The sequence below is a fragment of the Streptomyces sp. NPDC002896 genome (assembly GCF_040295225.1).
In the GTDB taxonomy this organism is placed as follows: domain Bacteria; phylum Actinomycetota; class Actinomycetes; order Streptomycetales; family Streptomycetaceae; genus Streptomyces.
Map to the genome: position 1 here is coordinate 37419 of NZ_JBEOVA010000039.1, position 22097 is coordinate 59515.

The following is a 22097-nucleotide window of genomic DNA, read 5'->3' on the forward strand; positions in this document are numbered from 1 at the left end:
TCGCCCTCTCGTCATGTTCCGCACACCGGCGCGTCATGCGCCTCTTCCGTGGGCCCACCATGAAGTGACAGCCTCAGACTTGGCCAGAAGACGCCGGAAAACCGCAGAAGGGCTCTCAGGGTGAAGGAATACAAGGTGCTGGATGAGGTGGACTCGTCACTCATCCACGCTCTCCAGATCAGCCCTCGGGCCAGCTGGGCCCGGATCGCCAAGGTGCTGGGACTGGACGCCGTGACCCTGGCCCGGCGCTGGGCACGGCTCGCTGACCAAGGCGCCGCGTGGATCAGCTGCTACCCCGGGCCCGCTCTCGCGACGTCCGGGCAAGGCTGCCTGGCCTTCGTCGAGGTCGACTGCGCGGGCGGCCGCCTGCTGGAAGTCGCCGACCAACTGGCACAACTGCCCATGGTCACCACCGTGGAACACGTCACCGGAGACCGCGACCTGCTGCTTACCGTCATGGCACCTGACCTGGGGACGCTCTCACGCTGGCTCACCCACGTCCTCGCCTCCTTCCCGGCCGTCACAGCCGCCAGGACCCAGGTTGCGGGCTCCATCTACACCGAGGGCAGCCGGTGGCGCCTGCGTTCCCTCACCGCCGCCCAGGCCGCTCAACTCGCGGACGACGGCCAACCCCCACCACACAGGCACGCTCCAACTCTCGGAACGCGATCGCCGCATCATGGTGGCTCTCTCAGCAGACGGCAGAGCCTCCTACACCACCCTGGCCAAACGCTGCGGCACCAGCGCGGACACCGTACGCCGCCGCATCGACAGCCTGATCGAGGCGAAAGCCCTCCATCTGCGCTGCGAAGTCGCCCGCCCCCTGTCCGAACGGCCTGTGACCGCGGTGCTGTGGGCCCAGGTCCCCTCGGACGCCGTCGAGCGCACCACAAGCCTCATCGCCGGCTTGCGTGACATGCGGCTGTGCGCAGGCATCACCGGACGGCACAACCTCCTCGTCATCGCCTGGGTGCAATCCGCCAACGACATCCAGAAGCTTGAAACCCGGATCTGCGAGCGCATCCCCGGCCTCGTCATCGGCGACCGCGCCATCGCCCTCTGGGCCGTGAAGCTCAGCGGCCACCTCCTGGACGACAACGGCTACCGGACCAAGGCCGTACCCATCGACGCCTGGACCCCCATACCGACCAAGGCCACACTCCACTGATAGTTCGGCCCGAGGAACCAGACGTCGCATCCCCTCGGCCCGTCGAGACACCCGACGGCCCGCACCGCACTGCGGGCCAGCTCCACGACAGCAGAAACCCGCTCGGCCACCGTTGCACGGGCATCCAACAGCCGCTGAAGCGCACGTTCCCCCTCGCTGATCGCGGCCACCCTGCGGCCGAGACTCCCTAGTACACGGCACTGCGGACAGACTGCCGCTGCATGCTCCCTAGGTCGGCGACCTCCGCATGGCCGCGGTTGCGGGTGGTCTTCCGTAGGCGGGCATTGGACGAGGACGCCGTCACCGCCGGGCTGTCCACCTCCTGGAGCTCCGGCCAGGTTGAGGGCCAAGTGACGAGAGCGAAGCTCCTCAAACGCCAAGGCTTCGGCCGCGCCAACCTCGACTTCAGCGACAGAGTCGAATTCCGTGACCGTCGACAGCCATGGTCAGACTCCCTTCTCCTCCAGCGCCGTGACGCGCTTCTCAAGAGCGGTCAGCCGCTCCTCGGTCGTGGGCTTGCTCGGCGCCGGCACCGACGCGCTCGGCGACCAGCTGGCCGCGTGCTTCAGCCGCTCCGCCACGTCGGCGCGCAGCTGCTTCATTCCGAACAGGAACCGGCCGCGCGCTACCGGGACTGCTCCAGCCTCTACACGCAGGAGCCCGCGTTCGTGTGGGACAGACCAGACGCCGCACCCGCACGCGGACCACGACCCGTCGGCCGTCCACCGACACTCTGCGGCAGCAACTGGCCAACGGCACCAGCGTGGTCCGGATCTTGCCGATACAGTCCCGCAGCGGAGACACCACACGCCCTGTGCCGCCCGACCTCATCTGATCGTCGACTCTGAGCACCCGGCAGGGGCGCGTTCCTTTCCTATTCGGTCCGCAGGGCGGTGGCGGTGCGTACCCTGGCGGCCCAGCTCGCGGGCATCAGCGCGCCCAGGACGGCGATGAACAGGCCGCCCAGGACCAGCAGGGCCAGTTCGGTCGCATGGTAGACGGCGAGCACGGAGTCGGGGAGGTTGAGGCCGGCGCTGTGACCCATGGCGGGGATGACCCAGCCGTGCAGGGTGACGCCGAGCGGAACGCCCAAGGCGCCGCCGACCAGTCCGGTCACGACGATGGAGGTGATGACCATCGCGATCATCTGCCGGGGGGTCATGCCCAGGGCTTTGTGGACGCCGAGTTCCCGAACGCGTTCGCGAGTGTCGAGTACGACCGCGTTGAGCACACCCAGCGCTGCGACGGCGACAAGCATCAGCGTCAGAAGCGCGGACAGTGCGTTCAGGGTGACGACCATGTCGCTGCCGCCTTCGGCCCCGCCGGTCCGGGCGGTGACCCCGAGGGGCTTCAGGCCCTTGTTCAGCGCGTCGACGTAAGTGGCCACGTCGGTACCGGATTTCACCGCGATGTGCTGCGTGGTGTCCGTCAGATCCGGATGCGCGGGTGCGAGCGTCGCGGCGTCGGTGAACACCTGCATGCCGTCGTTGCGGGGGTCGAGGACCTCGCCGACGATCCGGACGTTGACCGCCTCGCCCAGGCCGTTGAGCGTGACGGTGTCCCCGATGTGTTTACCGGTGGCGGTGAGGAAGGCGGTGGGTACCACGGCCTCTCCGGGCTCGGCAATCCAGCGGCCGGAGACCATGGTGTAGCCGCCCCAGGAGGCGTCGCCGGCGAAGGCGACCACCGCAGTGGTGCCGGCCACGCCGGGCAGAGTGGCCCGGGCCGACGCGGTGCTGTAGTAGGTCCGGGTCGCGGGCTGGGCCTCGATCACGGCGGCGACGGCGGCCGAATCGGGCGCAGGCTGCGTTGTGGCGATCGGACCGTCGGGGCCGAGTTTCGGCAGAGGTGCGGCGACAGTGACGTCGGCGGCGGCGTGGGCCTTGGCCTTCGTCACTTCGCCGAGCGATGCTCCCATCCCCACGGTGAAGGTGATGGCGGCGGCGCCGAACAAAACCGCCGTCCCCATGGCCAGAGCACGGGCGGGGCGTGCGAAGGGACGGGTCAGCCCCAGGGCGAGTGGCCGCGGCAGCGGCAACCGCCCGGCCAGGCGTGCAGCCCACCGGCCGCGCTCCGTCTGCGCCACACGCCCGACAGCGATCGCGTCGACCGTGCGCAGCCGCCCGGCCCGCCAGGCGCTCGCCCACGCGGTCACCGCGACCAGGCCGAGCACAGCGGCGACCACGGCCGCGTCGACCCAGGGGACGACGGCCAGGGAGGCGGTGCCGTAGACGTCCGAAGTCTCGGACATCACCGGCACGGCCAGCAGGTGGCCCGCGAGGAGGCCGAGTGCCGTGCCGACCGCCGCCGGGATCAGCGCCTGGCCCACGTAGGCCCGCACGACCTGCGCCGGGGTGAAGCCGATGGCCTTGAGGACGCCGATCCGGCGCAACCCCGCACCCACGGTGCTGGCAACTACGTTGCCAACGATGAGCACCGACATGACCAGGCCCAGGACGCCGAACGCGAGGAGGAACGGTACGTACAGCGCGGTGTCGCGCTCGGCGGAGGCCCTGATGGTGAGCCAGGACTGCGTCCCCGTCACCGCCTTGACTCCCGCTGTCACGGCCTTGCGGCCTGCCGAGACCTGTGCGGCGGTGTCGGCGGCGGTGAAGCGGTAGAGCATCTGGTAGCCGCCGGGACGGTCGGGCGTGCTGAGCTCAGTGACCTGGGCCGGTGTCACCCACGCGTCGGCGCTCTGGGTGACCGAGCGAGCAGCGCCGACCACCTTCAAGGTGGGGGAACTCGGCAGGCCGGGGAAGGTGAGTTCAAGACCGAGGGTGGGGAACAGCGAGGCGTCTGTGTTCAGCACGATCTCGCCGGGGCGAGCGGCCCAGCGCCCAGCGGTCAGAGTGAGGTCGTCGACCGCTCCATCGGGATCGCCGCGTCCGACGATGGTCATCGGCCACGCATCCGCAGCCTCGTGGATGCGTGGGTTGACCGACACCGCGCGGAACGGGCCTGCCGCAGCTGCCACGCCATCAGCGCGCTCGGTCGACCTCGCCTGCCCGGCGCTGGTGCGGGCCGCGTCGTACTCGACGGACAGGTGCGCGCCGTGCTGCCGGGCGAAGGCGTCGTCGAACGGCGCGCCGGAGACCACCAGCAGCGAGCCTCCCAGGACGGACGCGGCCACCGCCACCATCGTGGTCAGGACGATCACCAGCGTCTGCACCCGGCGTCGTCCCACGCCCGAGCGCACCACCCGGCCCAGCGCGCTCATCGAGCCACCTCCGCGCTGATGTCCTCGGCGATCCGACCGTCGACGATCCGCACCGTGCGGTCCGTGCAGGAGCGGGCCAGGGCGAGATCGTGAGTGACCACGACGAGGGTCTGGCCCTCGGCGTTGAGGTCCCTGAGCAGGCGGCTGACATCCTGACCTGCTGCCGTGTCGAGCGCACCGGTGGGCTCGTCAGCCAGGATCAGCGGCGGCCGGTTCATCAACGCCCTGGCCACCGCGACGCGCTGGCGTTCACCACCGGACAGCCGCCCCGGGTAGGCGCGGGCGTGCCGGTCGATGCCGAGGGTTTTGAGGAGTTCCGCCGCCCGGCGATGCGCTTCGTCTCGGGCCGTACCGGCCAGCTGCGCGGGAAGCACGATGTTGTCCGCGACGGTCAGGTCGTCGAGCAGGTTGAAGAACTGGAAGACCATGCCGATCTTGGATCGCCGGTAGCGGGCCGCCACGGCCTCGCCCAACTGGTCGACTCGTACACCGTCCACCGTGACGGTCCCCGTGTCCGGCCGGTCCAGGCCCGCGATCAGATTGAGCAGCGTGGACTTGCCGCTGCCGGACGGCCCGAGGATCGCGACGGCCTCACCGGGCCACACGGTCAGCGACGCGTCGCGCAGGGCGGGCGGCCCGTCGTCGTATCTGCGGCTCACGTCACGCAGGTCGATCAACGCCTCGGTCATGAAGGCTCCTTGGGTCCTTGGGTCCACACATCTGGCGCCCTGGACGCTAGGCGGGCTCCCGCCTCGGCCACGTCCTTCGCCCGAGCCGTTTCCGGTCCTCCGACGGAACGAGGGCCTGCCGGCGTCATCCCTGAGAAGTAGGCGGCTGATGTACGCGGTCGCCAAGACGGATCCCACGAGGACGGGGTGGCGGTGAGAATGTGCCGGTGACGAACAAGACGACAGCGGTGGACCGGCTGCGGGAGGCGGCCCGCCGTGCGCTGCGCCCGACCGGACCGGCACCGCGCCTCACCCGGCGCGGCTGGCAGTTCGACCTGGTCGTGGCGGCGGCCTTCGCCGTCGCCACCGTGTACTACGCCATCGATGTCGCCGACAATCAGATACGCGAGGTCCTCCCCGGTGTGGGCAGGGCGATCCACCCGTCGGGAACGGATGCGCGGGTCGCCCTGAGCGTCCTCGCGCTCGTCACTTCAGGTGCCCTGGTACTGCGCCGCCGCCACCCGCTCGCCGTGTTGTGCATCGTGACCGGCGCAGCGCTGCTGACCCCGCAGGACGTTCAGCGGCTGACCTTCTATCCCCTCGTCGTCGCCGTCTACAGCGCCGCGGCCTACAGCCCGTACAGGATTCCCACCCTGGCGGCCGTACCGACGGCGGTCCTCCTGGTCTACACGTCGGGCGCCTCGACCAACCACGTCTATCCGTATCAGCCGGGCATCGTCCCGAACGAGTATGTCGTCCTGTGGGTCCTCGGGCCGCTGGCGATGGCTGCCAACGGCCTGCGCACCTGGCGGGTACGCACCGACGAGGGGCGCGCCCGGCTGACCGCCGTGGAACGCGAGCAGGCCGAGGCGCTGCGTCGCGCCGTTGACGAGGAACGCGCCAGAATCGCCCGCGAACTGCACGACGTCGTCACCCACAACGTCAGCGTCATGGTGATCCAGGCCGGCGCCGCCCGCAGGGTCATGAGAGCCGTCCCCGACGAGGCCGACGAGGCACTTCTCGCCGTCGAGGCGAGCGGCCGGGCGGCCATGACCGAGCTGCGCCACGTCATGGGCCTGCTCACCATGGACAGCGGCAACCAGGATGCAACCTGCGCCGAGAACCTGACCCCACAGCCGGACTTGGAGCAGCTGGAAACACTCATCGGACGGGTCCGGGACACCGGCCTCCCGGTCGACCTGAAGATCACCGGAGCGGCCCGCCCCATGCCACCCGGCATCGGACTCACCGCCTACCGCGTGGTCCAAGAGGCACTGACCAACACGGTCAAACACGCGTCCGGGGCGCATGCCACCGTCTGCGTCGAGTACGCCCCCGACCGGCTCCGGGTGGAAGTCTCCGACATCGGCGGCCCTCCCGGCCCCGGCGCGGCCACCGGAAACGGCCGCGGACTGCTCGGCCTGCGCGAGCGGCTCTCCGTCTACGACGGAACCCTGCACACCGGCCGGCGCCTCACCGGCGGCTACCGTGTCGAGGCACTCATCCCCCTGGAGGCACCGTGACCGAGCCACCGCTGCGCGTGATGCTCGCCGACGACCAGACCCTTGTCCGCACCGGATTCCGGATGATCCTGCGCTCCGACGGCATCGAGGTGGTCGCCGAGGCCATCAACGGGTGCGAAGCCGTCGACGCGGTCCGCCGTACCCGGCCCGATGTGGTCCTGATGGACGTCCGGATGCCGGAGATGGACGGGCTGGAGGCCACCCGCCGCATCCTCACCGGCACCCCGGGCGAACCCCGCGTGATCATCCTGACCACCTTCGACCTCGACCAGTACGTCTACGCGGCGTTGTCCGCCGGGGCCAGCGGCTTCCTCCTCAAGGACGTCACCCCCGAGCAGCTGATCTCCGCGGTCCGCACGGTCCGCTCCGGCGACGCCTTGCTCGCACCAGCCGTCACCCGCCGCCTGGTGGAGCGTTTTGCCGGAGGCGAACATCGACACAGCACGCAGCAGGACAGCCACACCACTGCAATCCACCGCGACCTCGCCTCGCTGACCCCGCGCGAACGCGAAGTCCTGGGCCTGGTGGCCCGAGGGCTGAGCAACATCGAAGTCGCCGACCGCCTGCACCTGGCCGAGACGACGGTGAAAACCCACGTCTCCCGCATCCTCGCCAAGCTCCAACTGCGTGACCGCGTCCAGGCCGTCATCGCCGCCTACGAGACCGGGCTGGTCAGCGTGGGCAGGCAGGAGCCCGCCGAGCACCCGTGAACCGACCCGGCGCATACACGTTGTGCAGCACCTCGGCGACGGAGTGGCGCGCCGCCAACGGAACCGACGACCGGGAGGAACTGCTGGCGTTCCAGGAGGGCGCGCGGTATGGCTGGGCCTGGTCACGACCCCGAGGCCGCCGAGGACATCGCTGCCTGGGGCGAAGCTGGCGGTCCCGGGCTCGGCGACCCGCCCGGCGTACTCGACCTGTACGGGTTCACTCGCTCGCGTCGCATCCGCCAAGCCATCCACGTCTGATCAACTGCCCGTACCGGTGAGGCACAGGCGCCCCGCCACCGATGGTTCGGCACGCGAGGGGTTCAACACGCTCTTGACAGAGAAGATCAGATGGGCCGGCTGCTCCCGGGCCAGACGCGCGGCCGTCGCGGGCTTGCGGTTGACTCTCTGCTGCATCGGCTCAAGGGGCGGAGTGAGCACCACGCCCACCCACCTACCCGGGCAAAAAGGGGACAAATCAACACTAAGCAGTGGGGCTGGAGGGACGGGTGGGCCTGGACGCTGTCGCCGACGAGCTGTACAGGATGCCGCCGGGCGGCTTCACCACCACCCGCGACGAGCGGGCGAAAGTCGCGAGCGCCTCCGGAGACCGCGAGCTGGCCGAACAGATCCGCCGTCTGCGCCGTCCGGCCTTGGCCGCTTGGGCGAGCAACCTGTGGTGCGCGAGCAGCCAGACGAAACCGAGCGACTCCTTCGCCTTGGACAGACCCTGAGGCAGGCCACCGGGACCTGGAAGGCAAGCAGTTGCGGGAGCTTCCCGTGCAGCCGGCGTCCGGCTGATCACCGACCATTCCGGTGATCTGCCGAGACTCGATCCGCAGGTGCCCGACTCCCCGGCCTGAGCAGGGTGCACTTCCTTCAGTGCATCCCCTGCAGAACGGACCTGCTTACGCTGCACGTTCCCCGATGCGTCGACGGCATCTGCTGAGGCCCCTTCTCCCGGTACCCATGTAGCGGACGGCTGCACCCACCGGTGCCGGGCCCGTCCCCGGCCGGCCGCCGATCCTGCACGCGCACCCCCGGCCCTCGCGGCATGGACGGCCGGGTCGGTGCGTACACAATGAAGATCATCCAAGCCTCCGGATGACGCGAGAGTTCTACCTCGGAGTGGGGGCATACGGGAAGACGTGAGGGCATCATTCGCCACACGCGCGAGCAGCGAGCCGGGGACGGCTGCTCGACAGCCAGGAGGCGAGGACATGACGGGGCCGGAAAACACGGAGACCGACCAGAGGCAGTCCCGGGAAGTGCCTACCGCGCAGCTCGCCGGCGCGCTCGAGGCTATCGGGGCCGGAGCCTACGTCGTGGACGAACAGGGCCGCATCGTCGCCGTCAACACTCGCGCCGAGCGGATGCTGGGCCGGCCCGCTGAAGACCTCGTCGGCCATGATGCCCACGACCTGCTGCACCGCGGACCTCAGGGCCAGCCGCTGCCCGCAACTCAGTGCAGCATGCGACAGGCGTTCCACGCCGGACGCCCGGCACAGGTCGACGAAGACTACTTCGGCCGCGCCGACGGCTCTCTGCTGCTCATCTCCTGGCTGATCACCCCGTACGAGATCGGCAACCAGGAAACCGGCACGCTTGTTGTCTTCCACACTCCCGAGCAAGCGCACAACGCCGGCCCGCGCCCGGAGCAGGCCGCCGAGCCGCTGACCGAGTTCGAACGACTGGCCCTGCTGGCCGAGACCACCGCCCAGTTGACCTCCACCCTGGACGTCGACGAGGCGCTGCGCCGGCTGGTGGCCCTGGTCGTACCCCGGCTCGCGGACTGGGCCGTCATCGACCTGATCACCGAACGCGACGAGGTGTGGCGCACCGCCGTGGTCCAGGCCGACGGCAACACTCTGGTGCACAGTGAAGATCTCCAGGGGCCGATGCCGCCGGTGCCGGAGGAATCTCCGATGCCCCTGTCCCGGGCCCTGCGGGGCGTCGCCTCCGCCCTGGCCGGACCCGAGACCTACCAGCAGGCCCCGGATTCCGGAATCGCGGTCGAACAGCGCCGTCTGTTCGAGGCCACCGGCATCCACTCCGCGGCCATCGCCCCCATCCGCAGCACCCGCGAAGTCCTCGGCGCCCTCACCCTGGGCCGCGCCAAGAAACCGGGAAAGTTCACCACCACCGACCTCCCTCTGATCGAGGACATCGCCCGCCGCGCCGGGCTCGCGCTGGACAACGCCCGCCTCTACCAGCGCCAGCGCAAAGTCGCCGAGACCATGCAGAACCATCTGCTGCCCCAGATGCCACGCGTGCCGGGCCTGCAGATGACCGTCCGCTACCTGCCCGCCCCCGACGCCTCACAGGTCGGCGGCGACTGGTACGACGCCTTCACCCTGTCCGACGGCGCCACCGCCCTGGCCATCGGAGATGTCGTCGGCCACGACCTGGAGGCCGCGGCCGGCATGGCCCAGCTGCGCAACGTGCTCCGCGCCTACGCCTGGTCCCAGCAAGAGCCCCCCAGCCGGATCGTCGAACGGCTGGATGAGGCGCTGACGCCCATCACCGACGTCGGCATGGCCACCCTCATCTTCGCCCGGGTGACCGAGACAGACGACGGCCACTGGCAGCTGTCCTGGACCAACGCCGGCCACCCACCGCCCCTGCTTGTCACCCGCGACGGCCTGGCCAACTACCTCAACGACGGGCACGGAATCCTGCTGGGCAGCGGAATCCACTCACCCCGCCCCAACGCCACAGCCCCGTTGCCGCCCGGCTGCATACTGCTGCTGTACACCGACGGCCTCATCGAAGCACCCGGCCACACCCTCGACGACGGCCTGAACCGACTGCGCCAACACGCCGCCGCCCTCGCCCACCGCCCCCTGGACGCCTTCACCGACCAGCTCCTGCGCCGAGTCCACCCAGCCGGCGTCGACGACGTAGCCCTCCTCGCGCTGCAAACACCTCCACGAACGCACACCAGGCGGACGACCGGAAGCACTCGCGATTGACTCGTAACTGATCCGCTGCGCCTTCGCACGGATCGCCTCACTGAAAACAGCACTCATGCCGACACCATCGGCCCGAGTAGCTGAGCGTGTAGGAAAGTTGGACAACTCCGCGTCCACACACCCCACGAGTGACAGGGCCGGCCTGCCACCCGGAATTGAGATCTAACGACGGTGTCGGCAGTTGTCGGCGTGATGGTGCTCTGATGCCTGGGGTCCGGCGACCCGCACCGAGTTCCGACTCGCCTACCGGCGGCGGATCTCGACCATGAAACAGCCGAATTCCACTGCGCGGACGTGTACCAGTGCCACTGCCGGATCGGCGAAGACATCGCGCAAGGCGTGATCCACCTCGGTGGCCCGCTCCTTGGGGATCTCGATCAGTCTCCCGCCGAGGATGTGCCCCTGGGCGCTGTAGGCGCGTAGCATCCGGCGCGCACCGTGCAGTTCGGCTGGATAGCCGGGGCCGGAGGTCGGCCCGCCGCACTCCTCGGCGTGAACGAATACCGGACCGCACTCGTCGTACGGACCGGGCTCAGCGCCTGTCTCCTCCGCCCAGCGACGCAACGGCGCGTACGAGACGAGGACAATCCGCTCACCTGCTTCGCTGTGCCGCAGACAGCACCGCAGCGGGGCACCGCCCTCCGGATCAATGACGGGTGCCCGGGTGCAACCGGCGTCGTCCCGTTCCCGCAGCTGTTTCAGCACGGCCGGATCGATGGCCTGCACCTCATAAGTCGTGGTCATGGCTCCAGCATCCGCAGATGCTCGTCCCCGCGCTGGCGGAAATCAGACATCGCCATCTGGAAGCCGCCGGACACCGTGACCCGATGAGGGCCGCACCGGCGACCGCGACTCTTGCTCACGGTTTCGTGTAGCCCTGGCGTAGGCCTGAGTGACGTGCCGGGTGCGCAACCGTTGTGTATGGCGGTGCACCCCGCGTTGACTCAAGCGTCGTCGGCTCCGGCCAGATCCCGTAGGCAAGCCCCCGGTGTCGTCGAGCTCCAGACGCCATGTGTGTCCCGACGAGGTCCGGGGACGACGCCAATGGAGAGCTCTGCCTCGAGGGCGTCCCGACTCCAGTCTTCCGGAGGAACGACCCCGACCAGCCGTGCGCACAGCCCGACCAGGCCGATGTTGCGCGCCACCATGCTGTGTGCCCCGTATGCCCACGCGGCCAGCGCCGTGTCGCCGCACCGCTCCGCATAGGCCGCGGCGGTCCCCAGATGGGTGCGGGCGCCGGACGGGTCCTCCAGGGCGTGTACGGAGTCGTGATCACGGCAGGGCGCGGGGGCAGCAGCGGCGGGAACTGTTCCGGTGGGCTGTCTCGTTGCCTCTGGGCCCGTCCACGTCGCTATCCCTTGGAGCATCGTGTCCGAAACCACGCCCGCCACCTCCACCGTTCTTCCCTTACTCCCGGGCCTGAGCGCGCAGGCCGAGCGACTGATCGAGCTGGGGGTGCAGGAGATCACCGGGCTGCCCGCCGCCGAGATTCGTACCTTCGCCGCGGCTGCCGAGGCCCCTGCGGGCGGCGACGGCGCCCTGCTTGCTGTTCACCCAGACCGAGCCCCTGCCTCCGCCCTCGCGCCGCTGCTCCGCCACGACGGCAAGCCGGGCTTCGTCGTCGCCGACATGCCCGACGTCGACCTGTTCACCCCGCTCGACGCGGTCGCGCTGCCCGACGCCCCGCTCTACCTCCTCACCGGTATCAACCGCGGTGACCACATGGCCAATTGGAGCCCGAACGAGGTGTTGCCCGCTCTCACCGCCGAGGCTCGCACCCCGTTGCTGCTAACCGAGGGCATCCACTGGGTGCTGCAGCAGCCTGCCGTCCTGGAGCGCAACCACTGCTTCATGACCATCGGCTCCCGGCTGCGTAAAGCCAACGGCGCCCTGGACACCCGCACCCCGGCGATCTGGATCAGCAACGGCACCGGGCGGGACGGCCGCGAGCGCCGCAACGCCCCCAAGGTCGGCTGGTGCTGGGCGGGCAACCGGCACACCTGGCTGGGCTTCGCCTCCGCAACGGGCCGCCGGGTCCACCTGTAAGGAGCCGTGATCAAGTGGCGGGGCGGAGGCGGATCCAGATGATCGTGCCCCGGAGCTGGAGTCCGGCCAGGTAGCTGTCCGGTGTCGTGTCGTATCGAGTGGCCACGCCCCGCCACGCCTTCATCTTGTTGATCAGCCGCACGACCGTGTTGCGGTCCTTGTGCAGCTCGGCGTCGTGAGAGACCGGACGCCCGCCGCTGCGGCCCTTGTTATTGCGGTTGGCGGCCTGGTCGGCCTTCTCGGGGATCACTGCCCGGATTCCGTGCCTGCGCAGGTAGGCGCGGTTGACGCGGGAGGAGTAGGCCTAATGGCACGCGAAGGACAGTATCGAGTCCTGTTCCCCGCGTTTCGGAGTCACGGCGAGGGCGGGCTGGAGCTGGCCTTCAGGGCGCGGGCCGAGCCTTTGAGTATGCCCGAACCGCAGAGTCCTTTGACAAGACGAGGTTGGCTCCGCGCCCATCGTGAGACATCGAGACAACCGAGTTGGGACACGACCTCGTCGGCAGAAGGCCCAGGCGGTCGCGATGGTGCACGTGGAGGCGTCTTCCGTCGTGGCCAGATCTGCCAGGCCGTGATGCGGTTCGCTGTCCGCAGTCCGAGCCGGTTGTGCGGATCACCTCTCTCCACTGCCTGAGCCCCAGCTCGTCCCCATCGCCGAGCCCGGAAAGGTCGAGGTCGCCCATGCCGTCGGCTCGGCGCACCGCGAACACGGCGTCCCCACCCGCGCTGTACGGTTCCTGACGAACTGGGCCATGGACGGTCTCGGTGCGAACAAGTGGCTAGCGAAACGACTGGCCAACTACGGCGCTCAGCGTGGCCAACTATCCTATCTGGCCACTGAGCACGACAGTTGGCCGCCTAGAGCACGCAGTTGACCTGTGCGTAATTGGCTCGGCAAGTCCCGCTGCGAGCGCGTAACGGCGATCGCGCACGGGCCCCGGCTATGGTCGGCCTGAGCTGGGGATTAGCCTCGGCGGATGATTCCTGTGCGGCCTCCGAAGGTCATCACGCGCCACCGCGACGGGCGGATCCATGCCTACGTGAACGACTCTGGCGCTTTCGGGACGCTGGAACCCGCCGCGGTGTTCCAGCCGCAGGCCGGCGAGAAGATAGTGGAGTCGGCGGTCCGGCCCGATCTGGAGCGCGTCGTGTACACGACGCTGAACAGGGTCGTCTGCCTCACGCGCGCTGGTGACCTGGTGTGGGCGTCGGACTTCGAGCCGCACTCCGAGGTGCTCCATGGCCACCGGCCTGGCTGTGCGCTGTCCCTGGATGGCCGGACTGTGTGGGTCTACCGGCCGGACGCGATGGCGGAACGCGGCGGCGGAGACCAGTGGGTCGTGTACGACGCCGATAGTGGGGTGGTTCTCGTCCGACGGGAGTTGGAGACGGTCGGGCACGGTGCTGACCACCGCGTGCACCCCGTGGACGGCAGCGTCTACCTCGACATCGGTGAGGGCCAGGATGGCTCCGTCATTCTCCGGGGTAGGACCGGGGCCGACGGCGAGCCGGAGTTCGTGACGTACCCGTGGCGCGATCGGTGCCTGATCGACTTGGCGCCGGGCGGTCGGCACTTCATGACCGTCGACCACGGGCAGGGGGACGTCGCGTTCCACCGCCACCCCAGCGGGGACGTGCTCTTCACTCTTCCCGTCGAGGCCTTCGGGTACGACCCGGAGGAGGCCTTCGTGGAATGGAGCGGCGGCTACCTGACCCCGGATACGGCTGTCGTCACCCTGGGCGGTGAGAGCCAGGCCGGAGAGGAGTGGTTCCGCTACCACCTGATCGACGTGCGCAAGGGCACGCTCAGCGGCGAGATCGCCATCGAGGTGACCAGCCCGTACGAGCTAGAGCCCCTGGGCGACGGCTCCTGGCTCACCGACGGTCCTGACGGCCATCCCGTCCGGTGGTCCCGCGCTCCGCTGCCGTCCCCATCGCCGCACCAGGAAGGTTGACGGGCGGCGCTCCGGCGGGCGTTCCCTCCCACACGGAACTGAGCGTTCTATGGTGCTCAGTCACAGCTGTGACTGACGTGTCTCGCTGCAGGTGAGCTGGTCTCGGTCTACCTGAGGGGAGGGGTCAGCGTTTGACGCGGTTGCGGACGGCGAGGATGGCCAGGCCGAGCAGGAGCGCGCCGAGGAAGCGGGAGGCGAAGGCGATGACCTTGCCCCAGCCGGTGAGTTCCTGCTCGTCGGCGTTGAACAGGGACACCGAGGAGACGACCTCCAGGGCGTTGCCCGCCCGTTCGGCGGTGAAGCGGTCGACCAGGGCGTTGGTCGGGACGGTGGGATCGACCGACTCGCCGGCCGTCACCACCACCCGGCACTCCGGGTGTGACGGGTCGTCGGCGGTGCAGCTGTCCGGGAGTTTCAGACCGGCGTCGGCCAGGGCGGCGGCGTCGGCGCTGATGTAGCCGACCGTCGAGGTACCGGTCTCCTTCGCCGGGATCCCGAACAGCAGGAGCAGCGCGAACGAGACGCTCATGACCACCAGGAGCGCGCACAGCGCGCGGGAGGCGCGCAGTCCGTAACCTGAGATCGCCCAGTACAGGGTGAGCAACCACCGCTCGGCCCGCAGGCGGGTGACGTCCAGGCGGCGCATCTCCATCTCGCCGTAGTAGAAGTCCGCCGCCCCCGGGTCGTCCTTGCCGTCCTCCAGGGCCTTGCGCAGGTAGCGGTAGACGGGGGCCAGGGACGCCGGCTGCGCGATGGACGCCGCGTTCGCGGGAGCGTCGTGCACCGGTGTGCTGCTCGTTTGTGGTGTTCGGGCACGGCGCCAGGTGTCCTCGGCCACGATGATGTTCCGGGCGGTGTGGCGCCAGGTCCCGCGGCGCTTCCAGCCGGGGCGCGGGGTGCGCAGGTAGCGGCAGCGGCCCTCCAGACGGATCTGGTCGAGGTTGAGCGCGTTGACAAAGTTGGTGCGTGACACGTCCACGTTGGTCAGGACCATTCGCGTCGTGTCCGTACCCGATAGATCCTCCAGGACCACGGCCCGCACGGCGCTTTCCACGTCTTGCGCACCGTCGAGGGCGTCCTCTGGGGCTAGAGCCTCGCCGGGTTCAAGGAAGGGATCAGGGGCCAGGACCAGGAACGGGTACTCCGCACTGCGCACCATATCCGCGAGGCTGAGCCGCGTGACGGCGCGGCGGCCTGCCACCCGGTGGGCGAGATTGACCTCGTGGGCGCCATCCAGCCGCAGTGTGACGCTGTGCTCCCAACGCGCCATGGTGCAGTCAATGTTCCGTGCCTGGGTCCTGATGTCCACCGGCCCATCAAACCTGGCACGGAAGAGACTGAGGTCGGTCGCACAGCGTAGATCGGCCGCCACCCAGCCCTCCCTGAAAGTCGCTCCGCTGAAGTACGCATCCTGCGCGAAGGTCACCCCGATGAAGTTGGCGTCTTGGGCGAAGGACGCCATGTTGAAGTGCGCGCCATGAGCGAAGAATGCCTGATAGAAGTTCGCGTCCTTGGCGAAGTTCGCTTCGACGAAGCCCGCGTCTTGGGCGAAGGTCGCCCCGACGAAGTCCACGTCTTGAACGAAGGCCGCCCCGTAGAAGTGCGCATCCTGCGCGAAGGTCGCCCCGCCGAAGCGCGCACCTTGGGCAAAGGTCGCCCAGGAGAAGCGCGCGTTTCGGGTGAAGGCCGCCCCGAGGAAGTTCGCGTACTGGGTGAACTCCGCTTCGAGGAAGTCCGCGTCCCCGAAGCGGTTCTGGAGGCATTCCCGCAGCTTGTGCAGTGTTTCCTCGGTAAGGCGAGTGCGCCGTAGGTCGACGGGGGCACCGGGCACGAGTCGGCCCCAGTAGGCGTCGCGCTGGTCGGGGTCGGCGTGGTGGAGGCAGGCCTCGGCATCGTTGCCCGCGGTACGGATCGCCTCCCAACTCCCCATGGCGGGGTTCCAGGTGGCCAGGCGCCGACCGAAGCAGTCCGTGGCACTGCACTCCAACGCCTCGCTCCAGTCGTCGAACGTCACCTCCGGCGACTGCGCGAGGGGGGGGTCGGCGGGCGGTGGGGGTGCCGTCATGGACTCATCCAAGAACACGTGTCCCTGCCGTCACCAGCTTTTTGAGTGATCCGCCGTCCCGTTCTTCGGCTCGTGGCCAACGGGCCTGCGGCGTCGGCTGGTTCAGTCCGCCTCAGGGATGAGGTCAACCTCCTCGGTCTTGGCGCAGTCGAGCAGCATGTGCCGCACAGCCGTGCCCCGACCTGCGCGGCAAGCCGCACGGGCCGGGGCATCGGCACGTCACGGGTTTGTGGCCAACTGCCATGCTCACTGTGGCCAACAACTATCCCGCTCACTGGCCAACCAGAGCGCTCGGTCACGTCTCGTCGCTGATTCGGGTGGATCAAGGCGGGTCTCAGATTGGGAGTCGGCGCGGAGCGCGTCTTCTGGCGTGGTGGCACAGTCGAAGAAGCCGCGTCCGAAGCGTTCTGCGATCCGTCTCGGTGAGATCAACACCGTCGCGCTCGCGGACCGGCTCCGGGAGCTGGACCAGGCTGGTGGAGATCCCAAGTTCGAGCGCTTCCCGGCCTGCGACGAGCTGCTGCTCGTACTGCGGCACGCGGAGCGGATGGCCGGCGAGCTGCGTGTCGACACCACCAAGGTCGACCCGAAGGACGTGATGGGCGAGGCCGCGGTCATCCGTACGAAGCTGTGGCAGTACCTGAGAGAGCAGGCGGATGCCGGCCAGCTGAAGGCCATCGAGGCGGGGCGTGCGGTCGGCACGCACTGGCACAGGTTCAACGAGGCACTGTGCGTGAACAGCAAGCACGGCGCCCAGCAGAAGGCCCAGAGGCTGAAGGCCGAGCAGGTGCAGGCGTCCGGATGATCAACGGGCTCCCGAGACAGCGCGCGCTTACGAATTGATGGACGCGGCGAAACGCATCGTGGCTCGCGCCAGGCTCCATGAAGGGCGCGAACTCCACCCGAACGCTGGCAACGGTGAGGCCCGGTGCCGTTCAAGTGCTCACCATGCACGAGGACCGGACCATCGCCGGAACGGCGGTCGTCTTGTACGTTCAGCTTGTACGTTCAGCGCCCGTCAGCCCCGGCCGTGGTCGACGGCATGGCGGAGTGGCGGCTCGACGACATCGCCGAGGTCGTCGACAACCGCACGACCGCCCTGTCTCGATCGGGTCGCTCAGGACTCCCCGCCGCAGCCTGCTGAATGCAGGCGCTTGCGGGAAGCGGCCGGCCTCAGCCAGGAGCAGATCGCCAAGGCGCTGATCAGCCGGCGTGAGTCCGTCGGCAATTGGCAGACCGGTCGAGCGTGCCGCCTACGCTCGGCTCCTGGATGGCCTGGCCGCACGCTTTCCCACTGAGGCCGCGCTTCCCAGGTGCGTGAAGGTTTGCCCCAGGCATTAAAGTGATATCACTATGCTAGATAATGAGCTTGACCACCGGCAGGGCAACGAACCTCGCCCACAGCTCTAAGCACTCGAATCGGGGAGCACGCCATGAGCACACACGACCACACGCCGAGCACTCCAGACATAGCCGACCTGCCCGAGATGCCCGAGCCACGAGTGCGGGAGTTCGTCGCACACTCCATTGGGGGCGGGCTCGCGCTGCTGCTCGGCCTGGTGGGCCTGGCCGCGGCCGTCGGCCTCGTGGTGCTCGGAGCCGTGACCGCCTCGTCCGGCGCGAAGGCGGCGCTGATCGTCGTCGGCATTTTGATAGGCATCACCGCGTTCCTCGCCATGTGCGGCCTCAACATGGTGGCCCCGGGCGAAGCCCGTGTCGTCCAGTTGTTCGGGCGCTACCGGGGCACGATCCGTACCGACGGTCTGCGCTGGGTCAACCCGCTGACGTCCCGGGTCAAGATCTCGACGCGGGTACGCAACCACGAGACCGCCGTTCTCAAGGTCAACGACGCCTACGGCAACCCGATCGAGCTCGCCGCGGTCGTGGTATGGAAGGTCGAAGACACAGCGCAGGCGTCTTTCGAGGTAGACGACTTCCTGGAGTTCGTCTCGACCCAGACCGAGGCGGCCGTACGGCACATCGCCATCGAGTACCCCTATGACGCGCACGATGAAGAAGGGCTCTCGCTGCGCGGCAACGCGGAGGAGATCACCGAGAAGCTCGCCATCGAGCTCCACGCACGTGTGGAGGCGGCGGGTGTGCAGATCATCGAGTCACGCTTCACACATCTCGCGTACGCACCCGAGATCGCCTCGGCCATGCTGCAGCGGCAGCAGGCCGGTGCCGTCGTGGCGGCCCGGCGGCAGATCGTCGACGGGGCGGTCGGCATGGTCGAGGCCGCGCTCGCTCGGATCGCCGAGCAGGGCATCGTCGAGCTCGACTCGGAGCGCAAGGCCTCGATGGTGTCGAACCTGATGGTGGTGCTGTGCGGGGACCGAGCCGCGCAGCCGGTGCTCAACACCGGGTCGTTGTACCAGTGACGTCCCCTTCGTCCGAGGGTGAGCCGGGTGGTGGCCCGGCCCCGAAGCGGTCGGCCGCACAGCGCAAGCAGGTGCTGTTGCGGCTTGATCCGCTGGTCCATGACGCGTTGGCCCGGTGGGCCGGAGACGAGTTGCGGTCCACGAACGCGCAGATCGAGTTTCTGCTGCGCAGGGCCTTGTCCGATGCGGGGCGGCTGCCCGGCGCGGCAGGGCCTCTTCCCCGGCGGGGGCGTCCGCCGAAGTCGTCCGGTGAGGACGAGGGATAGTCCCGCTGGACTGGACCGACGCCGCGATCAGATCAGCTTGTGCCGAGGCGGGTGAGGAGTTCGGGGACGCCTTCGGTGGTGGTGTACAGGGCGAAGGCGGGGGAGAGGTCCTCGATGAGCCGGATGCGGCGCGGGGCTTGCAACTGGCGGGCGAGGATGACGGATTCGTTCACGGCGTACGCGGCGCGTTCCGCTTCCCCGGTGAGCTGCCGGCCTCGTAGCTGAGCAGGACGGCCCGGGTTCGGCCGCAGGTGGCGGGAAGCAGCGCTTTGCCTTCGCGGATCAGGCGGTGTGCGGGGCTGATGTCGCCCGCTGGCATGCGGGTCACCGCGGACCGGCGGGCTTCCAGCATCTGCTGAACGGTGCGTCTCTCGGTTGTCTACGTACACTGACGGGCATGGCATGCCGCATCAGTGAGCTGGTCATCGACGCCGCCGACCCCGACCGACTCGCCGCATTCTGGAGCAAGGTCCTCGGCTACGTCGAACTCGGCCGGGAGGACGACGGAAGCATCGAGATCGGGCCGCCCGACGCCGGCTTCGGCGGCCCGCAGCCCACCCTCGTCCTCAGCCCCAGCAGCGCCCCGCGGACCGGGAAGCTCCGACTTCACATCGACGTCAACGCCACCGACCGCGACCAGGACGCCGAGCTGGAGCGGCTGCTCGCTCTCGGCGCCAGGCCCGTCGACGTCGGCCAGACCGGCACCGAGAGCTGGCACGTCCTGGCCGACCCGGAAGGCAACGAATTCTGCCTCCTGCACACCCGGCTCCAGCCCCTCTGACCACGTGCGTCCTGGTGCCAAGCCGCTCGGCCGTTCGAGTAAGGCCGGGCGTTTGCTCGTCGGTGTCAGCGCCCGAGCTTGCGCTTGAGTTCCGCCTTGTTCGTCGACGAGCGGCCGCGGATGTTGCGGCGGCGGGCCTCCGCGTAGAACTGGTCGTAGGTGGGGCCGTCGGCACCGGAGGGGGAGCGCTGGCCGCCCCGTTTGCTGGAGGGCATGTCGCGGGTGGAGGTGCGGCTCGCGGTGCGGGCCTTAGGCCACTAGGGTCCCGCCCGAGGGATCCTCCGCCGCCCCGCGCCTCAATGAGTCCTGTGCATCGTGACATTTGCAGGTCACGGCTCTGTTGCGAGGGGCGGACGGGGTACTCGTGCCGGTCGTCGGTGGGTGTCCACGGTGAAGATCGTCTGGCTTGCCGGTTGGGGTCGTTGCCCGGGTTCCGCTGCGCGGGCCGCCGCGCCGCTCTCACGATGCACATCCCTCAGTGAGGTCTTCTCGGCAACGTGATAGTTGCGGTGTGTGACGGGGTGCGGGTGCCCGCTCGCGGCCTAGTTCTGCGGTGCCAGGGTGCGCAGGACGTCGAACTCGTTGCCCTCGGGGTCTGCCATGACCACCCAGTTTCGGTCTGAGCCCTGGCCCACATCCGTCTTGGTGGCGCCGAGGCCGAGCAATCTGGTCACCTCGTCCTCGGTGCTGCCGTCAATCGGGCTGACGTCGAGGTGAAGCCGGTTCTTCACGGTCTTGCCCTCGGGTACCTGGATGAACTGCAGGGTCGGCGGCATCTGGCGGGCCCGAACATCCTCGATGGTCGGCACCCAGGAGCCGATCTCGACCTTGCCCTCGCTCCGGTCGATCACCTTGAAGTCCAGGACCTCGCACCAGAAGGCCGCGAGCATCTCCGGATCGTGGCAGTCAACGACCAACTCGGTGAACCTACTTGTCATGACTCTCCCAGATAGTGCGGACGGGGCTCAGGGTATGCCGCATGTCCGTCAGATCCGAGATCTTTTCGACTAGGGACAGCAGACGGGCTTGACCCAGCATCAGATACGCGAGAAGCCCCTGGTGTTGCGTCCTGAACATGGAAGGAAGTTGGTTGTAGGGCAGCTTCTGAAAGTGGTGCTGTGCGGAAGATGAAGGTTTTGTGGCCCTTCGGAGCCGCCCTGCGGGGGGAGGCTTCAAACCGCCTCATGCTGCGTTGGCTGAAGACCGTCGTGGTGAGCGATGAGGAAAAGGCGCCGCGAGAGGCGTCAGGTAGGGACCGGGAAGACGAACGCAAGTGAATCGCTGCTGACGTGTCGAAAGGCTTATAGACGACATCGAAACCGGGGTGTTACCAGAACTCCGGGATGAGCCTGGCGGGTGCCCGTCTATTGGCCAGGCGGTGTCCGGCATGCAGGCGACGTGAGTCCGGTCTGCGGCTTCCGCATGGAACAGGAGAAGGCAGGTCCCGATACTGCCTGCCGTGTGGTGGTGGGCGAGAGGGAGTGCCCCAAGCGGCAGACACTGCGAGGGGTTGAGTACCGATGCGGGTCCTGCTGGCGGACCGGCTCGTAGTAGCGGTGAAGCCCCTGTAACGGGGGTGGAGTGAAGGGGCCGGGTCGTTCGTGACTGTGTTGATCGCATCAACCGGATGTTCTCCGGGAGGAGTTCGATGGACCAGTTGAAGTCACAGGTCAAGCCGTTTGATATCTCGAAGTGGGAAGTCAGGGAAGCGTGGGAGGAAGTTAGGGCGAATAAGGGCGCACCTGGAGTGGACGGACAGAGTGTCGACGACTTCGAGAAGGACCTGAAGAATAATCTCTACAAGGTCTGGAATCGGATGTCGTCGGGATCGTACTTCCCTCCGCCGGTGCGCGCGGTGGCCATTCCCAAGCCGCACGGAGGTGGCGAGAGAATGCTCGGAATTCCCGCTGTTGCCGACCGTGTGGCCCAGACCGTGGTGGCCCGGCATCTGATGCGACGGGTGGAGCCTGTGTTTCATCCGGACAGCTATGGATACCGTCCCGGACGGTCCGCCTTGGACGCGGTGGAAAGGTGCCGGGAACGTTGTTGGAAACGGGACTGGGTGGTCGAGTTCGACATCGCCAAGTTCTTCGACAGTGTGCCCTGGGACCTGCTGGTCAAGGCGGTGGAAGCGCATACCGACGCCGTTTGGGTGAAGTTGTATGTGCGGCGGTGGCTCGCTGCCCCGCTCGTCATGCCCAACGGCTCCCTGCTGGAGCGGGAGCGCGGGACCCCACAAGGGGCTCCGGTCACGCCCCCAACGCAATGGATAACTCAGGCGCGTGTCACCCTCTGTATCGGTGGAGTCCATTTGTCGATCACCGTCGGTGGCCCGTTCGCGGACG

General features: G+C 68.6%; 23 protein-coding genes and 3 pseudogenes. 16 read left to right on the forward strand and 10 right to left on the reverse strand.

Annotation, left to right across the window (positions count from 1 at the left end):
* Positions 1–147: 147 nt before the first annotated feature.
* Both ABT009_RS40510 and ABT009_RS40515 read left to right on the forward strand, forming a co-directional pair.
* Positions 148–504: pseudogene (locus tag ABT009_RS40510) on the forward strand (Lrp/AsnC family transcriptional regulator); the annotation flags it as partial.
* A gap of 175 nt (positions 505–679) precedes the next feature.
* Positions 680–1168, forward strand: a complete 489-nt coding sequence (locus ABT009_RS40515; protein WP_351306522.1) for an Lrp/AsnC family transcriptional regulator — start codon at positions 680–682, stop codon at positions 1166–1168.
* A gap of 446 nt (positions 1169–1614) precedes the next feature.
* On the opposite strand, the gene ABT009_RS40520 is transcribed toward ABT009_RS40515, so the two are convergent.
* Positions 1615–1770 (reverse strand): hypothetical protein, encoded by a 156-nt coding sequence (locus tag ABT009_RS40520; protein WP_351306565.1) that lies wholly within the window; start codon positions 1768–1770, stop codon positions 1615–1617.
* Between the two features lie 68 nt (positions 1771–1838).
* Here ABT009_RS40520 and ABT009_RS40525 point away from each other — a divergent pair, with 68 nt between their 5' ends.
* The gene (locus tag ABT009_RS40525) at positions 1839–2003 is read left to right on the forward strand and encodes a hypothetical protein (RefSeq protein WP_351306567.1); all 165 of its coding nucleotides are present in this window, start codon (positions 1839–1841) and stop codon (positions 2001–2003) included.
* Between the two features lie 39 nt (positions 2004–2042).
* Here the strand turns inward: ABT009_RS40525 and ABT009_RS40530 are convergent, their stop codons facing one another.
* Both ABT009_RS40530 and ABT009_RS40535 read right to left on the reverse strand, forming a co-directional pair.
* A complete protein-coding gene (locus ABT009_RS40530; protein WP_351306524.1) occupies positions 2043–4388 on the reverse strand; it encodes an ABC transporter permease in 2346 nt (781 codons plus the stop codon).
* Complete coding sequence (locus ABT009_RS40535; protein WP_351306526.1) at positions 4385–5077, reverse strand: ABC transporter ATP-binding protein; 693 nt, start codon at positions 5075–5077, stop codon at positions 4385–4387. The genes ABT009_RS40530 and ABT009_RS40535 overlap by 4 nt, the downstream gene beginning before the upstream one ends.
* A gap of 206 nt (positions 5078–5283) precedes the next feature.
* Between ABT009_RS40535 and ABT009_RS40540 the strand changes: the two genes are divergently transcribed.
* The 5 genes from ABT009_RS40540 (at position 5284) to ABT009_RS40560 (ending at position 10258) form a co-directional block, all read left to right on the forward strand.
* On the forward strand, positions 5284–6579 hold the full coding sequence (locus ABT009_RS40540) for a sensor histidine kinase (protein WP_351306528.1): 1296 nt from the start codon (positions 5284–5286) through the stop codon (positions 6577–6579).
* Positions 6576–7289: a response regulator gene (locus ABT009_RS40545; protein ID WP_351306530.1), complete on the forward strand. Its 714-nt coding sequence runs from the start codon at positions 6576–6578 to the stop codon at positions 7287–7289. Before ABT009_RS40540 ends, ABT009_RS40545 begins: the two co-directional genes overlap by 4 nt.
* A 108-nt stretch (positions 7290–7397) precedes the next feature.
* A complete protein-coding gene (locus ABT009_RS40550; RefSeq protein ID WP_502990059.1) occupies positions 7398–7547 on the forward strand; it encodes a hypothetical protein in 150 nt (49 codons plus the stop codon).
* A 248-nt stretch (positions 7548–7795) separates the two neighbouring features.
* Positions 7796–8020 (forward strand): hypothetical protein, encoded by a 225-nt coding sequence (locus ABT009_RS40555; RefSeq protein WP_351306532.1) that lies wholly within the window; start codon positions 7796–7798, stop codon positions 8018–8020.
* A gap of 486 nt (positions 8021–8506) precedes the next feature.
* Positions 8507–10258, forward strand: coding sequence for a SpoIIE family protein phosphatase (locus ABT009_RS40560; RefSeq protein ID WP_351306534.1), 1752 nt, complete (start codon positions 8507–8509; stop codon positions 10256–10258).
* A gap of 243 nt (positions 10259–10501) precedes the next feature.
* Here the strand turns inward: ABT009_RS40560 and ABT009_RS40565 are convergent, their stop codons facing one another.
* Positions 10502–11002, reverse strand: a complete 501-nt coding sequence (locus ABT009_RS40565) for a DUF1203 domain-containing protein (RefSeq protein WP_351306536.1) — start codon at positions 11000–11002, stop codon at positions 10502–10504.
* Positions 11003–11626: 624 nt separating this feature from the next.
* On the opposite strand from ABT009_RS40565, the gene ABT009_RS40570 reads away from it, so the two are divergent.
* A complete protein-coding gene (locus ABT009_RS40570; protein WP_351306538.1) occupies positions 11627–12304 on the forward strand; it encodes a DUF5701 family protein in 678 nt (225 codons plus the stop codon).
* 10 nt (positions 12305–12314) lie between these two features.
* Here the strand turns inward: ABT009_RS40570 and ABT009_RS40575 are convergent.
* Positions 12315–12608, reverse strand: a pseudogene (locus ABT009_RS40575) (IS5/IS1182 family transposase); the annotation flags it as partial.
* Between the two features lie 673 nt (positions 12609–13281).
* Between ABT009_RS40575 and ABT009_RS40580 the strand changes: the two are divergent.
* Positions 13282–14259 carry a hypothetical protein gene (locus tag ABT009_RS40580; RefSeq protein WP_351306540.1) on the forward strand — a complete coding sequence of 326 codons (978 nt, stop codon included), beginning with the start codon at positions 13282–13284 and terminating at the stop codon, positions 14257–14259.
* A 124-nt stretch (positions 14260–14383) separates the two neighbouring features.
* Here the strand turns inward: ABT009_RS40580 and ABT009_RS40585 are convergent, their stop codons facing one another.
* Complete coding sequence (locus tag ABT009_RS40585; protein WP_351306542.1) at positions 14384–16324, reverse strand: pentapeptide repeat-containing protein; 1941 nt, start codon at positions 16322–16324, stop codon at positions 14384–14386.
* 373 nt (positions 16325–16697) lie between these two features.
* On the opposite strand from ABT009_RS40585, the gene ABT009_RS40590 reads away from it, so the two are divergent.
* The 4 genes and pseudogenes from ABT009_RS40590 (at position 16698) to ABT009_RS40605 (ending at position 18971) form a co-directional block, all read left to right on the forward strand.
* Positions 16698–17129, forward strand: coding sequence for a hypothetical protein (locus ABT009_RS40590; protein WP_351306544.1), 432 nt, complete (start codon positions 16698–16700; stop codon positions 17127–17129).
* A gap of 298 nt (positions 17130–17427) precedes the next feature.
* Positions 17428–17629: pseudogene (locus ABT009_RS40595) on the forward strand (helix-turn-helix domain-containing protein); the annotation flags it as partial.
* A gap of 128 nt (positions 17630–17757) precedes the next feature.
* Positions 17758–18705, forward strand: coding sequence for an SPFH domain-containing protein (locus tag ABT009_RS40600; RefSeq protein WP_351306546.1), 948 nt, complete (start codon positions 17758–17760; stop codon positions 18703–18705).
* Positions 18702–18971 (forward strand): type II toxin-antitoxin system antitoxin, encoded by a 270-nt coding sequence (locus tag ABT009_RS40605; protein ID WP_351306548.1) that lies wholly within the window; start codon positions 18702–18704, stop codon positions 18969–18971. The genes ABT009_RS40600 and ABT009_RS40605 overlap by 4 nt, the downstream gene beginning before the upstream one ends.
* Before the next feature lie 32 nt (positions 18972–19003).
* Here the strand turns inward: ABT009_RS40605 and ABT009_RS40610 are convergent, their stop codons facing one another.
* Both ABT009_RS40610 and ABT009_RS40615 read right to left on the reverse strand, forming a co-directional pair.
* Positions 19004–19144: a hypothetical protein gene (locus ABT009_RS40610; RefSeq protein ID WP_351306550.1), complete on the reverse strand. Its 141-nt coding sequence runs from the start codon at positions 19142–19144 to the stop codon at positions 19004–19006.
* Positions 19141–19323, reverse strand: coding sequence for a hypothetical protein (locus ABT009_RS40615; protein ID WP_351306552.1), 183 nt, complete (start codon positions 19321–19323; stop codon positions 19141–19143). Before ABT009_RS40615 ends, ABT009_RS40610 begins: the two co-directional genes overlap by 4 nt.
* A gap of 45 nt (positions 19324–19368) precedes the next feature.
* Between ABT009_RS40615 and ABT009_RS40620 the strand changes: the two genes are divergently transcribed.
* A complete protein-coding gene (locus ABT009_RS40620) occupies positions 19369–19752 on the forward strand; it encodes a VOC family protein (protein ID WP_351306553.1) in 384 nt (127 codons plus the stop codon).
* Positions 19753–19817: 65 nt separating this feature from the next.
* Here the strand turns inward: ABT009_RS40620 and ABT009_RS40625 are convergent, their stop codons facing one another.
* A complete protein-coding gene (locus ABT009_RS40625) occupies positions 19818–19967 on the reverse strand; it encodes a hypothetical protein (protein ID WP_502990060.1) in 150 nt (49 codons plus the stop codon).
* Between the two features lie 327 nt (positions 19968–20294).
* A complete protein-coding gene (locus ABT009_RS40630; protein WP_351306555.1) occupies positions 20295–20690 on the reverse strand; it encodes a VOC family protein in 396 nt (131 codons plus the stop codon).
* A 710-nt stretch (positions 20691–21400) separates the two neighbouring features.
* On the opposite strand from ABT009_RS40630, the gene ABT009_RS40635 reads away from it, so the two are divergent.
* The coding region (locus ABT009_RS40635) for a reverse transcriptase domain-containing protein (protein ID WP_351306556.1) at positions 21401–22097 on the forward strand (697 nt) is incomplete at its 3' end.

Bases quoted from the DNA above. Each gene is read 5' to 3' on its own strand.
- ABT009_RS40585 (WP_351306542.1), bottom strand. From the start codon at position 16,324: ATGACGGCACCCCCACCGCCCGCCGACCCCCCCCTCGCGCAGTCGCCG.
- ABT009_RS40615 (WP_351306552.1), bottom strand. From the start codon at position 19,323: ATGCTGGAAGCCCGCCGGTCCGCGGTGACCCGCATGCCAGCGGGCGAC.
- ABT009_RS40630 (WP_351306555.1), bottom strand. From the start codon at position 20,690: ATGACAAGTAGGTTCACCGAGTTGGTCGTTGACTGCCACGATCCGGAG.
- ABT009_RS40550 (WP_502990059.1), top strand. From the start codon at position 7,398: ATGGCTGGGCCTGGTCACGACCCCGAGGCCGCCGAGGACATCGCTGCC.
- ABT009_RS40535 (WP_351306526.1), bottom strand. From the start codon at position 5,077: ATGACCGAGGCGTTGATCGACCTGCGTGACGTGAGCCGCAGATACGAC.
- ABT009_RS40580 (WP_351306540.1), top strand. From the start codon at position 13,282: ATGATTCCTGTGCGGCCTCCGAAGGTCATCACGCGCCACCGCGACGGG.
- ABT009_RS40530 (WP_351306524.1), bottom strand. From the start codon at position 4,388: ATGAGCGCGCTGGGCCGGGTGGTGCGCTCGGGCGTGGGACGACGCCGG.
- ABT009_RS40560 (WP_351306534.1), top strand. From the start codon at position 8,507: ATGACGGGGCCGGAAAACACGGAGACCGACCAGAGGCAGTCCCGGGAA.
- ABT009_RS40520 (WP_351306565.1), bottom strand. From the start codon at position 1,770: ATGAAGCAGCTGCGCGCCGACGTGGCGGAGCGGCTGAAGCACGCGGCC.
- ABT009_RS40565 (WP_351306536.1), bottom strand. From the start codon at position 11,002: ATGACCACGACTTATGAGGTGCAGGCCATCGATCCGGCCGTGCTGAAA.
- ABT009_RS40600 (WP_351306546.1), top strand. From the start codon at position 17,758: ATGAGCACACACGACCACACGCCGAGCACTCCAGACATAGCCGACCTG.
- ABT009_RS40620 (WP_351306553.1), top strand. From the start codon at position 19,369: ATGGCATGCCGCATCAGTGAGCTGGTCATCGACGCCGCCGACCCCGAC.
- ABT009_RS40625 (WP_502990060.1), bottom strand. From the start codon at position 19,967: ATGCCCTCCAGCAAACGGGGCGGCCAGCGCTCCCCCTCCGGTGCCGAC.
- ABT009_RS40515 (WP_351306522.1), top strand. From the start codon at position 680: ATGGTGGCTCTCTCAGCAGACGGCAGAGCCTCCTACACCACCCTGGCC.